Origin of the sequence: Olsenella sp. kh2p3 (assembly GCA_900119625.1) — a bacterium.
GTDB lineage: Bacteria > Actinomycetota > Coriobacteriia > Coriobacteriales > Atopobiaceae > Tractidigestivibacter.
Window position 1 is genome coordinate 61,145 of record FPKD01000004.1, and the last position, 12,992, is coordinate 74,136.

20 protein-coding genes are annotated in these 12,992 nt (G+C 61.4%); 9 read left to right on the forward strand and 11 right to left on the reverse strand.

Annotated features, from left to right (window positions below):
* Positions 1-9: 9 nt before the first annotated feature.
* From BT122_RS06135 to BT122_RS06145, 3 genes are read right to left on the reverse strand one after another with little or no spacing between them, the layout of a single operon-like run.
* Positions 10-726 carry an SIR2 family NAD-dependent protein deacylase gene (locus BT122_RS06135; RefSeq protein WP_083432350.1) on the reverse strand — a complete coding sequence of 239 codons (717 nt, stop codon included), beginning with the start codon at positions 724-726 and terminating at the stop codon, positions 10-12.
* A complete protein-coding gene (locus BT122_RS06140; protein WP_218161964.1) occupies positions 717-1,382 on the reverse strand; it encodes a nitroreductase family protein in 666 nt (221 codons plus the stop codon). Before BT122_RS06140 ends, BT122_RS06135 begins: the two co-directional genes overlap by 10 nt.
* Before the next feature lie 3 nt (positions 1,383-1,385).
* Entirely contained in the window at positions 1,386-1,817 is a 432-nt protein-coding gene (locus BT122_RS06145; protein WP_083432351.1) for a MarR family winged helix-turn-helix transcriptional regulator, read from the reverse strand.
* A 209-nt stretch (positions 1,818-2,026) separates the two neighbouring features.
* Between BT122_RS06145 and BT122_RS06150 the strand changes: the two genes are divergently transcribed.
* The gene (locus tag BT122_RS06150) at positions 2,027-2,572 is read left to right on the forward strand and encodes a transposase (RefSeq protein ID WP_072355098.1); all 546 of its coding nucleotides are present in this window, start codon (positions 2,027-2,029) and stop codon (positions 2,570-2,572) included.
* 687 nt (positions 2,573-3,259) lie between these two features.
* Entirely contained in the window at positions 3,260-4,486 is a 1,227-nt protein-coding gene (locus tag BT122_RS06155) for an ATP-binding protein (RefSeq protein ID WP_072355099.1), read from the forward strand.
* A 165-nt stretch (positions 4,487-4,651) separates the two neighbouring features.
* Here the strand turns inward: BT122_RS06155 and BT122_RS11260 are convergent, their stop codons facing one another.
* Genes BT122_RS11260 through BT122_RS06170 form a run of 3 tightly spaced genes read right to left on the reverse strand, consistent with a single transcriptional unit; the run spans position 4,652 to position 5,956 of the window.
* Entirely contained in the window at positions 4,652-4,867 is a 216-nt protein-coding gene (locus BT122_RS11260; RefSeq protein ID WP_072355100.1) for a PF20097 family protein, read from the reverse strand.
* A gap of 37 nt (positions 4,868-4,904) precedes the next feature.
* The gene (locus tag BT122_RS06165) at positions 4,905-5,321 is read right to left on the reverse strand and encodes a hypothetical protein (protein WP_072355101.1); all 417 of its coding nucleotides are present in this window, start codon (positions 5,319-5,321) and stop codon (positions 4,905-4,907) included.
* Positions 5,322-5,344: 23 nt separating this feature from the next.
* On the reverse strand, positions 5,345-5,956 hold the full coding sequence (locus tag BT122_RS06170; protein WP_072355102.1) for a TetR/AcrR family transcriptional regulator: 612 nt from the start codon (positions 5,954-5,956) through the stop codon (positions 5,345-5,347).
* 351 nt (positions 5,957-6,307) lie between these two features.
* On the opposite strand from BT122_RS06170, the gene BT122_RS11145 reads away from it, so the two are divergent.
* The 4 genes from BT122_RS11145 (at position 6,308) to BT122_RS06190 (ending at position 8,936) form a co-directional block, all read left to right on the forward strand.
* Positions 6,308-6,439 carry a hypothetical protein gene (locus BT122_RS11145; RefSeq protein ID WP_286130325.1) on the forward strand — a complete coding sequence of 44 codons (132 nt, stop codon included), beginning with the start codon at positions 6,308-6,310 and terminating at the stop codon, positions 6,437-6,439.
* A 194-nt stretch (positions 6,440-6,633) separates the two neighbouring features.
* Complete coding sequence (locus tag BT122_RS06180; RefSeq protein ID WP_072355104.1) at positions 6,634-7,632, forward strand: IS30 family transposase; 999 nt, start codon at positions 6,634-6,636, stop codon at positions 7,630-7,632.
* Positions 7,587-7,991, forward strand: a complete 405-nt coding sequence (locus BT122_RS06185) for an ATP-grasp domain-containing protein (protein ID WP_072355105.1) — start codon at positions 7,587-7,589, stop codon at positions 7,989-7,991. Before BT122_RS06180 ends, BT122_RS06185 begins: the two co-directional genes overlap by 46 nt.
* A gap of 162 nt (positions 7,992-8,153) precedes the next feature.
* Entirely contained in the window at positions 8,154-8,936 is a 783-nt protein-coding gene (locus tag BT122_RS06190) for a PhzF family phenazine biosynthesis protein (RefSeq protein ID WP_072355106.1), read from the forward strand.
* 7 nt (positions 8,937-8,943) lie between these two features.
* Here BT122_RS06190 and BT122_RS11150 read toward each other — a convergent pair whose 3' ends face one another.
* The 3 genes from BT122_RS11150 to BT122_RS06200 are packed head-to-tail and all read right to left on the reverse strand — an operon-like array spanning position 8,944 to position 10,417.
* The gene (locus tag BT122_RS11150) at positions 8,944-9,474 is read right to left on the reverse strand and encodes a zinc-binding dehydrogenase (RefSeq protein ID WP_353612547.1); all 531 of its coding nucleotides are present in this window, start codon (positions 9,472-9,474) and stop codon (positions 8,944-8,946) included.
* Complete coding sequence (locus tag BT122_RS11155; RefSeq protein WP_286130326.1) at positions 9,365-9,952, reverse strand: NADP-dependent oxidoreductase; 588 nt, start codon at positions 9,950-9,952, stop codon at positions 9,365-9,367. Before BT122_RS11155 ends, BT122_RS11150 begins: the two co-directional genes overlap by 110 nt.
* 27 nt (positions 9,953-9,979) lie before the next feature.
* The gene (locus tag BT122_RS06200) at positions 9,980-10,417 is read right to left on the reverse strand and encodes an Rrf2 family transcriptional regulator (RefSeq protein ID WP_072355107.1); all 438 of its coding nucleotides are present in this window, start codon (positions 10,415-10,417) and stop codon (positions 9,980-9,982) included.
* 236 nt (positions 10,418-10,653) lie between these two features.
* Here BT122_RS06200 and BT122_RS06205 point away from each other — a divergent pair, with 236 nt between their 5' ends.
* The 3 genes from BT122_RS06205 to BT122_RS06215 all read left to right on the forward strand — a co-directional run bounded on the left by BT122_RS06205 (position 10,654) and on the right by BT122_RS06215 (position 11,789).
* Positions 10,654-11,055, forward strand: coding sequence for a DUF2207 family protein (locus BT122_RS06205; protein ID WP_072355108.1), 402 nt, complete (start codon positions 10,654-10,656; stop codon positions 11,053-11,055).
* Positions 11,056-11,157: 102 nt separating this feature from the next.
* Positions 11,158-11,460 carry a type II toxin-antitoxin system RelB/DinJ family antitoxin gene (locus tag BT122_RS06210; RefSeq protein WP_072355109.1) on the forward strand — a complete coding sequence of 101 codons (303 nt, stop codon included), beginning with the start codon at positions 11,158-11,160 and terminating at the stop codon, positions 11,458-11,460.
* Between the two features lie 11 nt (positions 11,461-11,471).
* Positions 11,472-11,789 (forward strand): type II toxin-antitoxin system RelE/ParE family toxin, encoded by a 318-nt coding sequence (locus BT122_RS06215; RefSeq protein ID WP_072355110.1) that lies wholly within the window; start codon positions 11,472-11,474, stop codon positions 11,787-11,789.
* 32 nt (positions 11,790-11,821) lie between these two features.
* Here the strand turns inward: BT122_RS06215 and BT122_RS06220 are convergent, their stop codons facing one another.
* Both BT122_RS06220 and BT122_RS06225 read right to left on the reverse strand, forming a co-directional pair.
* Positions 11,822-12,328 (reverse strand): YaiI/YqxD family protein, encoded by a 507-nt coding sequence (locus BT122_RS06220; RefSeq protein ID WP_072355111.1) that lies wholly within the window; start codon positions 12,326-12,328, stop codon positions 11,822-11,824.
* Positions 12,325-12,990, reverse strand: a complete 666-nt coding sequence (locus BT122_RS06225; protein ID WP_072355112.1) for a DUF4405 domain-containing protein — start codon at positions 12,988-12,990, stop codon at positions 12,325-12,327. Before BT122_RS06225 ends, BT122_RS06220 begins: the two co-directional genes overlap by 4 nt.
* Positions 12,991-12,992 lie beyond the last annotated feature (2 nt).

Genomic DNA, 12,992 nt, shown 5'->3' on the forward strand with positions numbered 1-12,992 from the left:
CTTTCGCGTTCAAAGCAACGCCGGCAGGACTTCGTCGGCGGCCGCCCGCACGTTCAGTTCGGCGAGGCCGTCGAAGTGGGTGCTCTTTGGGTTGACCTGCGCGACGCGCACGCCGCTCGGAAGGCAGTCCAGGTAGGTCCCGGCGTAGGGTCCGTTGGTGCCCACCACAAGAAGGAAATCCGCCTGCGAAACCCAGGCACGTGCCCTCTCGACCTCCGAGGGCATGAGCGCCACGCGGTGATGGACCGGCCAGATTGAGAGTGAGCCGCCGCACACGGGGCATCTCGGGCAAGACCCGTCTGCCCAGAGCATAGGGTCGTCGGCCTCCGCCCCGCAAGAGAGGCAGGTGTTTTTCGCGAAGCTCCCCTGGATCTCGGCGACGTTCCCGGAGCCTGCCAGCGTGTGAAGGCAGTCGATGTTGGTGGTCACGACGCCTCGTATCTTGCCGTCCGCCTCGAGCCGCGCCAGCGCGCGGTGCGCGGGCGTCGGTCCCGCCTCGTACATGCCACGCAGGAACCCCTTCCAGACGCCCCGGTAGTAGCGGCCAGGCACCGCCCGAAGAAGAGTCTCGGACATCATCTGAAGGGTCGCGGCGAGGTCCATGCCCTCCATCGAGGCGATGCCGGCCGAAACCGAGATGCCCGCGCCAGTGACGGCGACGGCGCGCTCGCTCGCGTCGAGCATGCCGCGCAGGAGCTCGACTTGCGACTCAAGGCTCACGCCCACCGGAAACTCCCCCTGCCGGCGCCCAGCTCGAAGTGGTACTTCACGAGCCCGGTGTCCGCGCCGGAGAAGATGCCGTTGTCGCACTCGATCGAGACCTCGTCGCCTCTCCCGCGCAGGAAGAACGCCTGCTTGGCGAGCGCCGTGGGAGCGAGAAGCGCCGCCTCGACGCCGCGCTCAAACCATGCGGGGGCCTGCCCCTCGTAGGAGGACACCTGCCCGGCCTCCTTCGTCTTATGGGGCTTGCCCTGCGTCGCGCCGTGTCCCACGGCCACGATGCCGACGGGCCTGTCTGCGCCCGCCCGGGACGCGACGTCGGAGCGGTTGAACGTGCCGCCCACCCACCAGGTGTTAAGCCCGAGCGTCTGCGCGAAGAGCATGAGGTCGGCGCCCGCATATCCCAGCCGTTCGTCGAGGCCGTCCTCGTCGGCCCCGGCCATCAGGAAGTAGTCCCTCACGTTCTTGGCCACCGTCAGGCGCATCACGCCGCTCACGGCCTTCGCGTCTCCCCGGACGAGCCGTATGCCCAGCCCGTGCTCGCGGTTGTTCGCCTCGATGCGCTCCTCGAGCAGCCGCACATGTTCCTCGGAGAGCGGCTCGCCCGTGTACCTGCGCACCATGTGACGCGCTCGCATGGCCTCTTCCATCGTCATCGCCATGGCCTATCCCTCCTGCCCGTTGAGCTCGCGGGCCCGTCCGGCCATCCGCGCGAGCTGCCTGCCGAACGCTTCCGCCTCGTCCGACGCCATGTCCTGTGTCACGTGGGCGATCCACGCCGCCTGCACCTCCCGGATCCGCGGCTCGAGCTCGTGGCCCTCGTCCGTGAGCGTTACGCGCCGGGCCCTCCTGTCGCCGGGGTCCTCGCCACGCACGACCAGCCCCTTGCGCTCAAGCGCCGCGAGCGTGCGCGACGCCGCCGCCCGGTCCACCGAGAGCGTGCGCGCCATGTCCTCCTGCGAGAGGCCATCGCGCTCGTAGAGCTGAGCCAGGTACGGCAGCTCCGAGGCCGTTATCCCCCTTCCCGCGAGCTCGCGGTTGAGGAACAGGTTGAGCTGCCTTGTGAGCACAGCCATGTGAGTGCCGGCCTTGTCCATGCCGCCTCCAATCGTTGGCTAGTCAATCATATGCTTCATAAGTTGACTTGTCAACGAATCGGAGTAAGCCGATAGGGATTTGACCTGCTCTTTTAGACTCTTCGCCACTTCGGGTGGATAGCACATCCCTGCGATGATGTGGCCGAACCCTCCGGGCGGTAGGATATTGCCGTGCAGGAAAGGGCCGGACATCCACCTGGGAGGCGGCGATGGAAGCACGGGCCGGGATGCTGGCGCAGCTCTTCTCGAGGGCCACCGACAAGGTCCGCTGCCGGGAGGCGAGGCTCTCCGAGGAGAAGGGGCGCCTGCTCAGGGGCACGAAGTACTGCTGGCTGAAGCGGCCGGAGAACCTCACGGAGCGCCAGGCCGCGAGGAAGGCCTCCCTCATGGGCGAGCACCTGCTGACGGCAAGGGCATGCGCCATGTCCGAGGCGATGAGGGCCGTCTATGCCCGCCCGGACAGGGAGTCCGCCGGCAGGGAGCTGGACCGCGCCGTCTCCTGGATCATGCATTCCAACGTCCCCGAGATGAAGGTGGTGGCGAGGACGGTCAGGAAGGAGCGGGAGGGCATCCTGAACTGGTTCTCGAGGAACGCCACCAACGCCATCCTCGAGGGGCTGAACTCCGTCATCCAGTCCGTCAAGCGGGCAGCGAGGGGGTTCAGGAACGTCGATTACTTCAAGACGATGATATTCCTGAGGCTCGGCCGCCTGGACTTCTCGGCCCAGCTGGCCGTATCATCCGCTACCCATTAGAAACAGCGAAGAGCCTTTCAAGGTGGCCTGGTTCTGGGTGCTCCATGTTGTGGCCGGCGGTGCCCGAAGCCCCGCCCGTTGGTCGGTGGGCTCCGCGGCGCTGGGCGCCTTCTGGGCAATCGGAGGATGCATCGGACGAGGTCGGCCGTTGAGGGCCCCGCTGCCTCCGGATGCGTTCCAGCCGGGGCAGGATTATTCCACTGGTGGCGGGTGGCTTGGAGGTGACCTCGGGAAACTGCTTCTTCGATGAGCTGTTTGCGCAGGTCATCTCAATTATTCCCGAAAGTTGCCGATTATTCTCCGGGGTTCGCGCGGGCGCCGTTTCGAGAAAATCGCGTCTGGGACCGATTGCAGCGCCAGTGATTATTCTCCTAACGCGTTCCCGCAGGTGAAAGGTGCTGTCGAACGGTACCAGCGACTACTGCAGGCGCGGGGTGGTACTGCAGCGGTACCACCGCTGATACTGTACTGGTACTGCGATTTCGGGCCCCTCCTGAGCATGTGGAATAATGGTAAGCCCAGGTTAATGCCAGAGTTGGTACTGTAAACTGCGCTGTTTTTCATTATCGAGTGGGAATAACGATAAACCCAATTTAAGAAACCAATTATCCAAAATATAAAAATATTGGTGCCTTAAACGCCAAACTTCACCTCCCGGCATATAATACAGCCAGGAGGAGCTCTACCATGAGGCTGTTTCGCAGAGAGCAATATCTGAAGAAGATTCGCCCATTCTACGATGATGACCTGATAAAGGTCATCACAGGAATACGCAGATGCGGAAAATCGTGCCTCATGGCGACCATCGTCGAAGAGCTCAAGGAACGAGGGGTCCCAGAGAAAGACATCGTTTACCTCGATCTCGACAAGCGCGGCAACCGTTCCATCAAGACATCCGACCAACTAGAGGCCGCAATCGAATCACGGCTTGTCGACGATGGCTTCAAATACCTCTTCATAGACGAGGTCCAGAACGTCCGCGGCTACGAAGAGGTCGTGAATGCCTTCAACACCGATGGCGGCTTCTCAATCTTCATAACGGGCTCAAACTCCTATCTCCTCTCCGGAGAGCTCATGACCAAGCTCACCGGGCGCTACGTCGAATTCGAGATGTTTACCTTGTCGTTCAGCGAATTCCTTGCCATGAAGAAGTTCCTGGGAGTCGAGAGGAAGGACGACAGGGCTGAATTCGAGGAATATCTTCGCTACGGCGGCTTTCCTCGCTCCCTTGAATATGATGACGTCGAGGCGAAGGCCCATTACGTTGAAGACGTCGTGAAGCAAATCCTTAAGAAGGACATCCGGTCTCGAAACAAGATACGAAACATCGAAGCCTTCGAGCGCGTCATGACCTACGTCATCAACAACTACGGCGCTCCGACAAGCCTTACCAATCTGGTCGACCACCTGAGAAACGTTGAGAAGATCGCCGTCGAGAGAAGGACCGTGTCTGCGTACATCCAGATGCTCGTCGACGCAAAGATCCTCTACAGATGCCAGCGCTTTGACGTGAAATCGAGGAAGTCTCTCAGGGGAGAGGAGAAGTACTACCTCGCCGACCCCGGGATCTACTTTGCCCGGAACGTCGATGTACGGCTGAACTTCGGCCCCTCCCTGGAGAACGCGCTCTATGTCTACCTGAGGTCCCGGGGGTACAGGCTCTCAGTCGGGCGAATCGGCAAGCTGGAATGCGACTTCATCGCCAGGAAGCACGACCTCTACGCCTACATACAGGTATCCATGACGATTTCTGACCGCGACGTGGAGGAGCGTGAGTACAGGCCGTTCAGTCACATCAGAGACGGGTATCCACGCTACCTTTTCACGCTGGACCCGCTCCTGCAGCGGCGCGAGGGCGTCAGGCACCTCAACATGATCGACTTCATGAAAGGCGACGAGGACCTACATTGGTAGGTGGTATAGAGGCTCAGCTACCAAGTAGCTTGGATACGTGCAGAACCCCCTGCCTCGAAAAGCTCCGCACTACTCGACAACGTACCCGAGGCCTCGAGAGGGGCGATGCGGGTCGAGCATGATTGAGGGCGGAGGCAAGCGTATCGGCGCAGAGCGTGGCGGGAGCTAGTGTTTGAATGCAACAACCTTGCAGCCCGCGCAATGCCAAGCTTCCACGCTAGTTCGGCATCCTAGTTTCGGTTCGGTGATTTGCACGAAGCCCTCGGCATTCCGCGCATTCTCGAAAACGCCGGGAACCCGACTTGCGAACCCGAAAGCGCCGTCTTTGCTGGCAAATAACCAACCTTGTTCCATACTCGTGCCACATTCAGGGCAGTTCATAGTTGCTCCTTTCCATGCATTTTGTTATCGGTCGGGATTACAGCGCAATAACTCTCGCGATTTCCACGACCATGATCTTCACGGCAACGCCTGACGCCATAAACCAAAAGCAGAGTTCTTTAGCCTGTTGCGAGTTCGCGATGAGCATGGCGATGGCAGACGCGATAATGACAAGGGCACCAATGCACCCTACAACGGTTGGGATACTGACCAACGGGAACAATCCAGCCGCGCAACTCCCATCGATGGAGGACTGAATGGTCTTGTCCAACCCGTCGCGCGCCGCCGCGAAGCAGCAAACGACAAGGCCGAACGCAAGGAGCAGCAGCCCCCGCATTCCCCAGTGCTGGACGCTGCCGCGGTTGACGATCGTGTAGCCGATGAAGACGACAAGACCAAGAATCATGATCGTTGTGGCTATGGTGGTCGTATCGCCGAAGTAAAGCTTTGTCATCGGGAACCCTCCTTACCCGCTGCTTAACGAGCCTTTCCTGCTTCTATCTGGCCAATGAATCGGCTTACATGATCGTCCAGCAGCTCCATTGCGCGCGCTTCGTCCATTCCCCCGTCGGACAAGCCGTATAACAGGAACATCGGCCCATAGAACTCCAGTGCAAGCTGCCAAGCCGCGTCTTCAGAGCCTGTAATCTCACCGAACACCGACGCCATGTATTCAACGGGGCCGCCTGCCAAATACTTTTGGTACAGCTCGGCCATGCCCGAATCCCGATACTGCTCCAACGTCAACATCTTGCGAAAACGGGAGGGGAATTCCTCCTCCGTCCAATGCAGGAACTGCGCCTTGCTGTATGCGCGGATCTTCTCGGCGGGAATCTCCTTATAGGCAGCAGTGCTGCCCAGCTCATTCCCCGGCATGGAGAACCGCTGCGATCGCTCAGTGTCCAGCTCATCCATCCGCGCGACGATGTGATCCAAGATCTCTTGTTTGCTGGCGAAATGCTTATAAAGGGCGGCCTTCGAGATTCCGACCTGCTTTGCGATATCGCTCAAAGACGCGCCCAGATACCCTTTTTCGGAGAACAACCGCAGCGCTGCTTCTGTGATCCGATCCTTCGTGCCCGGTTCCATATCAGTCCTCTCTATACTAGGTGACCGAACGGTAACCTAGTATAGTTACCGTTCGGTCACCTGTCAAGAAAGCATGCAAGATGCCGGAGAGGCGGGCAATCTCATCGAGAGCGAGGGCGCCACTTCGATTTAGGCATCAAATGAGCACCAACGGAAACGCCCCTTAAGGACTGCCCAGCGAAAGTCTCGCCAACTTGAACCGCCATAATCACAGCATGGTAAGCATGCATCAACGAAGCAAAGACGATCGAACTCACTCAGGCCGAGGACATGGCTTACTTACGCGCAGACCTTTGCCTGTACTCGCCCGAGAGTTACATGCTCGACGCGATGCGCGAAGGCTTAGAGAGCATGCCGCCAGAGCTTCTCAGCAAGCTCCTCGACACGCTTTGCGAGCCGAGCGTCGAGAGTCCGCAATGGTGGCGGGATGTCCTCGTGGCTGACGGAGACCCGCTCTACCGCGAGCTGGAGCCGCTGAGCTAGCCCAAACCCACACCGCAAGGAGGAAGGCTGCCTATCACGTTGATAGGCAGCCTTCCTCATGCTCTCAGAAACTGCACGCTCGATGCGAGGATTTAGAGGCGAATCTTCACTGCTAGCGCAACGGCAAAACACGAGGTAGCGGCCCACGGGGCCTACAATGGCGCTTGCGACGACGTCCATTGGAGGGGACCGGCATGGGCCGCTACAGCCATCCTGGCATCGAGGAGCGCGAGGACATCATGGTCCGCTGGAGGGACCACGAGGGTGTGAGCCGCATCGCGCGGGAGGTCGGGCGGGACAAGTCCACCGTCTCGAGGGAGATCGCGAGGAACGGGTGGGCCGCGTCGACGTCGCCCGGGTGCGTCTACAGGGCCTCGACCGCGCAGGCGCGGGCGGACGCGAGGAGGCTCGCCTGCAGGCGCCCCAGGGCCCTCGGCGACCCGGCCAGGCGCTCCCTGGTCGCCTCCCTCATCCGCGACAGGCACTGGTCCCCGGAGCAGGTGGCGGGCAGGATGCGCGCCGAGGCGCCGTCCGAGGCGGTGAGCGCCAGCACCATCCGCCGCGCCGTCGGCTCCGGGGCGCTGGACTGCGAGCTGCCAGGCTGGCAGTCCATGCGCAGGAGGCTCAGGCACCGCGGCAAGCGCAGGCACGCGAGGGGCTCCGAGGAGCGCAGGGGCAAGATCAGGGCCACCCACGAGATCTCGGAGCGCCCGCCGGAGGCGGAGGGGCGCACGCGCATCGGCGACTGGGAGGGGGACACCGTCGTCGGCAAGGCCGGCGGGCCGCGCCTGGTCACGCAGGTCGACCGGGCGAGCGGCTACCTCGTCGGCGGCAAGGCGGCGTCCGGCTCGAGCGCGGACGTGAACGCGGTGGTGGAGCGGGCGCTGTCCGGGGAGGTCGTCAGGACCGTGACGCTGGACAGGGGCTCGGAGTTCGCGGCGGCGTCCGAGCTGCAGGACGCCCTGGGGGCGCCGGTGTACTTCTGCCTCCCGCACCACCCGTGGCAGAGGGGGACCAACGAGAACACCAACGGGCTCCTCAGGGAGTACTTCCCGAAGGGCACGGACCTGTCGGCCGTCAGCGACGAGGAGGTCCGGAAGGCGTACGATGACCTCAACCGCAGGCCACGCAAGCGCTACGGCTGGAGGTGCCCCTGGGAGGTATACCACGGCGAGGCGTTGCACTTGCTCTGACGATTTGGGCCGTCATCTGCAGCGAAGTGGTCAATTTTCTATCTGAGTATCGGTGCTTCGTAAAGTATGGGGAAATCCTCGACGTGCGGTACTATCGCGGCGATTGGTCAAAAGCGCCGAGCAGGGAGGTCGTCGAGCAGACGATCGCCGCGTATTCCACCGCGCCTGCCGGGTACGCTGCCGATTTTGGGGTTGCCTCGGACGGACGGACATTGCTTGTAGAAGTGAACGACGGCTACTCTCTTGGCCCGTACGGCATGTGGCCCGAGCTATACGCGCAGCTTCTGTCAGTCCGCTGGGCGGAGATGACCGACACTGACGACCTCTGCAACTTTGGCGTGCCCGTACCGAAGACATAGACGAGGGGATGGCGGGCGGGGGGGGCAATGCCCTCGCCTTCATTTGTTCCTAACCCTGGTACCATTAATGCGTTGGTTGGCCGGAATTTTTCCCTTGGCGTTTCCGTCGGTATGAGGGGCTGCCCTTTAGGGGGCTGAGTTCTCGTCTCACAGGAGGTCGCAATGAGGCAGTACATCGTAGACGCGTTCACCGACCGGCTCTTCCATGGAAACCAGGCTGCCGTCTGCGTTGTCGACGAATGGCCCTCCAGTCAGATGATGCAAAGCATAGCGAAGGAGAACCGCTTCTCCGAGACGGCATTTGTCGTACGAGAGCCGCAAGGCTGGCACTTGCGCTGGTTCACCCCCGGTGGGGAGATTGACTTCTGCGGACACGCGACCCTTGGCACTGCCTTTGTCCTCCTCAGCTTCTACTGTCGGGACGCTGCGGAGATTTCCTTTGACACGCAGGTGGGGAAGGTTTCCGTTAGGCGGAGGGGAGACCTCTTCGTGATGGACTTTCCCGCTTACGAATGCAGGCCTGTCGCCGTCACCGATTCCATGGCGGCGGCGATAGGGGTAAGGCCCGTCGAGGCGTATCTTGACCGCGACCTCCTGCTGGTGCTTCCGTCGGAGGGGGACGTTCGCGAGTTGCGTCCAAACTTGCAGCTCGTGAAGGGGTTGGATGGCCTCCTGGTGGCGGTGACCGCCGAGGGGAAGCCGGGGGAGGGCTACGACTGCGTGTCCAGGGTGTTTGGCCCCAAGCTCGCCGTGGACGAGGATCCCGTCACCGGGAGCACGCACTGCATGATCGCCCCGTACTGGTGCGCGAGGCTGGGAAAGTCGAGGCTCGTGTGCCATCAGTCCTCTGAACGGGGAGGCGATCTGTACGCGAGTGCCATGGGAAACCGCGTACAGATCGCGGGAAAGGCAGTCCTGTTCTCGACGTCGGAGCTGAGCGTGTGACGTCGAGCTAGACCCCAATGCGCAGCAGCGTCTTGCCCCACGAGTGGCCGGACCTCACGCGCTCGAGGGCGTCGTTCACCTGGTCGAGGCCGTACGTGCCGTCGATCGATACGGCAAGCGGCCGCTCGGCGGGGAAGAGCTCCGCGACGCGCTCGAGCTGCGCGCCGTCCTCGTGCACGAAGATGAAGTCGTACGTCTGGCCCTTGCGCGCGGCCATCTTGTCGAGCCTGTGGCCCGCAAGGCCAAACAGCGCCCGCTTGAGCGCAGGCAGCCCTTCTCGCTTGGCAAAGCGCCCGTTGGGCATGCCGCGTAGCGACACCAGGTGCCCGCCCGGCTTGAGCACGCTGAACTCGTCCGGCAGCTCGCGCTCGCCCAGGGTGTCAAGCACGCAGTCCACGTCGTGCAGCTCATCGACGTAGCGCTGGGTCTTATAGTCGAGAAACACGTTGGCTCCCAGGTTGCGGACGCGCTCCTCGTTCCGGGTGCTGCCGTTGGTCGCGACGGTGAGGCCCATGCGCGCGGCAATGGGGATCGCCATGGCGCCAAGGCTGCCCGTCCCCCCCGGAGATGAACAGCGTCTGACCAGGCTGCGCCTCCATGATGTCCAGCGCCTGCAGGGCGGTGAGCGCGGTCAGTGGCACGCAGGCGGCCTCTTCCATGGAGAGGTAGCTGGGGACGAGCGCAAGCGCTCCCTCATCTATTGCGGCATACTCCGCGAATGCCCCAATCTTCGCGAGCGGCATGCGTCCGTACACGCGGTCGCCGGGCTTGAACTTGATGGCGGCGGTACCCACCTGTACTACGGTGCCCGAGAACTCGTTTCCCATCACGAGCGGCGTGCGGTAGGGGACGATGAGACGAACGTCTCCACGGATTATCATATTGTCCAGCGGGTTTACGGCAGCGGTGTGAATACGCACGAGCACCTCGTGCGCTGCCGGCTTGGGGGTGGGGACATCCCTCACTGCCAGGGTCGTGCCGTTCTTGTCGTACTTGTCCAGAATTGCAGCCCTCATTTGTTTTTTCCTCCTGTTGCGGGTGACCTACTCGGTCTTCTCGTTGCTCTCGATCTGTTTACGCATCTGCGTTATGCAGCCTGCAAGCGTCGCGCCCGCCAGCTCGCGCTCGACCACCTGCTCCGCCTGCCGGAACATCCCGTTGAGCACGGGGCGGATATTGCGCCCCACGATGCACTCGTCGCTGGGGTTCTGGTGGACGTCGAACACGTGGACGTCCTCGCTCTGCTCGACCGCGCGGTACACCTCGAGAAGAGAGATGTCCTTTGGTGCCTTGAGCAGGGAAAACCCACTCACGCCGCGCCGTCCCTCGATGATTCCCGCCCGGCTGAGACGGGTGGCCACCTTGCGGATGTAGCTGGCGTTTGTCCCCACGCTATGAGCAATCTGCTCCGAGTTCATGGGGGTCTTCGCCTCGGACACCAGGATTAGCATGTGGATGGCCGTCGAGAACTTTGTGTCCATGTCCTGTTCCCCTCGGGTGCTTTGGTCGGTCGTGCAACGGTCTCTTGCTGCCTCATTAATGTATCAGTAAGTGATACAACTTGCGACTCGCCTATAGTACCCACACATGGTTCTATCTGTAGGTGGCGTGCCGACGGTGCTTCTTGCTGGACAGCCGCCAGGCGTTCGCATGAGCCGCTCGCCCTGCTCCGCTTGCCCGCGAACTATTTTTCAAAGTTGGCACCCTGCTGGTCGACGTGTTTCTCATCTCGAGGGTCGGCAAGCGCATGCCCAAGCTCTCCAACAACGCAATCGAGATCAAGGCGAAGATGAAGGCCCTGAAGAGGTGGCTTCTCGATTTCACCGACCTCGACGAGGCCGTTCCACAAGACGTTGTCCTGTGGAATCGCCTTCTCGTGATGGCAGTTGTGCTGGGCGTCTCCGAGCAGGTGATAGAGAAGCTTGGGGTGGCTGCGCCGGACGTTGTGGATGACCCTGACTTCTCGCCGACATACGTCTGGTGCGGTACGGGTTACGGGACTCCTGCGCCCGCGACATCGATGGGGTTCAGCCTGAATGCCGCGTTCACCGTGGCTTCCTCGGGCTCCGGCTCGGGCGACGGGTTCTCCGGCGGAGGCGGAGGAGGCGGCGCCTTCTAGCGAGGATTCCAAATGCTGTTCACCTGGTTTGCCTGATGATTGGAATACAATGCAACGTATAAGTAATTACATTTACGTTATTATTGCGTTGAGGTGATTACTATGCAGAAGACAGCAACACTTAATCTTCGTGTTGATCCCGAGGTCAAGCGATCAGCGGAGTCGGTGCTCGGAAAGCTTGGGCTCTCGACATCAACTGCGGTGGACATCTTCTTGCGGCAGGTTGCGCTTACAGGAGGCATTCCTTTCAAGGTTGCGCTACCGGAGGTCCCGAAATCAGTCGATGCAGACGCGATGACGGATGCCGAGCTTCGCGAGAAGATTCTCTCCGGCTTGGCAGAGGTTGAAGAAGGAAGGGGCGTGCCCCTATCGGTGGCAGCTCGTCAGCTCTCTGACAGCCGATAGGGGAAGCTGCTATGTCCGAATACTCCGTCGAGATATCCCCAAGCGTACTTGAAGACCTTCGAGCAATTCAGACGCATATAGTCACTAAGCTTGGGTCACCAATTGCCGCGGAGAAGACGGTGCAGCGGATGTTGGACGTGCTTAAGGGACTTGAGCGCCTACCCTTGAGGAACAGAGCCTTGACAACGCTGGATAACGGACGCGAGCTCAGACGGGCGAAATCGGACAACTTCCTGGCGTTATACAACGTAGGTAACAATACCGTTTACGTACTCGGCATCGTCTATGGTAAGAGCGATGTTGAGCGCCGCATCTCGAGACTGTTCTAGCTCCGTTCAAAATCGAACGAGCACTGGCGTAGCTACTCTACCTGGCGCGCTTCTTGCAGAAGCCGGGCAAGGTTGTGCGAGAAGCGCTCCCTGTCCTCATCCGTGAAGGCTGCCGGACCCTTGGTTCTGCCTCCTGCGCGGCGCACCTTCTTCTCCTCATGGCGTATGAACATCATCGAGTCAATGGTGAGCGGGTTGTACACGTGACCGCGTACACCGATGGCGCAGGCCCCGCGGCCAAGGACGATGTCCGCGAGGCCAATGTCCTGCGTCACCACCACGTCGGCGGAAGTGATGGCAGAGGCAATCGCAAAGTCTGCGGAGTCGGCGCCCACGCCCACCTGGATGGTGCTTGCCCAGAAGCTGCGGTCTGGGTGCGCAGGGTCTTTTGGTTCGCGCGGGTCTGACGCGCGGAGGTGGCGCTCGAGGTTCTGGGTGGAGTTGCCGGCGATGATGCAGGGAACGCCCTGCGCCCTGGCTGCTGCCAGGGCTTCGCGAATGACGGGGCAGGCGTCGGCATCTATGTAGAGTTTGGTCACGAGCGCTCTTTCCTGGTCCGAGTGATCATGAGTACAGTATCGGACGCAAAGGCAAAGAAGCAAATCATCGAGGCGTTCTCCGCCAGGACCAACGCAGGTCCCTTTGAGTATTCAAAGGATGGGAGGGGGACCAGCATCACCATGTATCCGGGGACGCCATCGCGCAGGAACACCGCCAGGCCAAAAGCGGACACGGCGATGCCCAAGAGGAGCAATGCGCCTCCGGCCACTGGCTTGCGCCCCTTGGTGAACCGTGCTGCTATGGCGCTCCAGTGCATTCCGATGTGCAGTCCCGCCAGCGCCATGGTCCAGTAGGAGCTTGCAAGGTGCAACCGCTGAGCGACCATTACGGGCACGATACCACTTAAAAACGGCACCGCATAGCTGCTCATTGCCATGCCGGTCATCATGGTGACAAGGAAGCTCGCGACAAGCGCCGCATCCAGGATCAGGGTTGCTGCCCTGCGTCCCGTGAGCTTGCCTTTGGGGAGAGCCGCAAACCACGTGCGGTTCTGGACGAGGTGCGTGACGAGAAGCACCAGGGCGGCTATCCCAACCCACTCGTGATACGCGTCCTGCACAACCTGGTGTGACATGAGCACCAGCATCGCAACAAAGAGGGCAATGTCTACCGCACGCCTTGAAAGGAGCTTGGACTTCATGG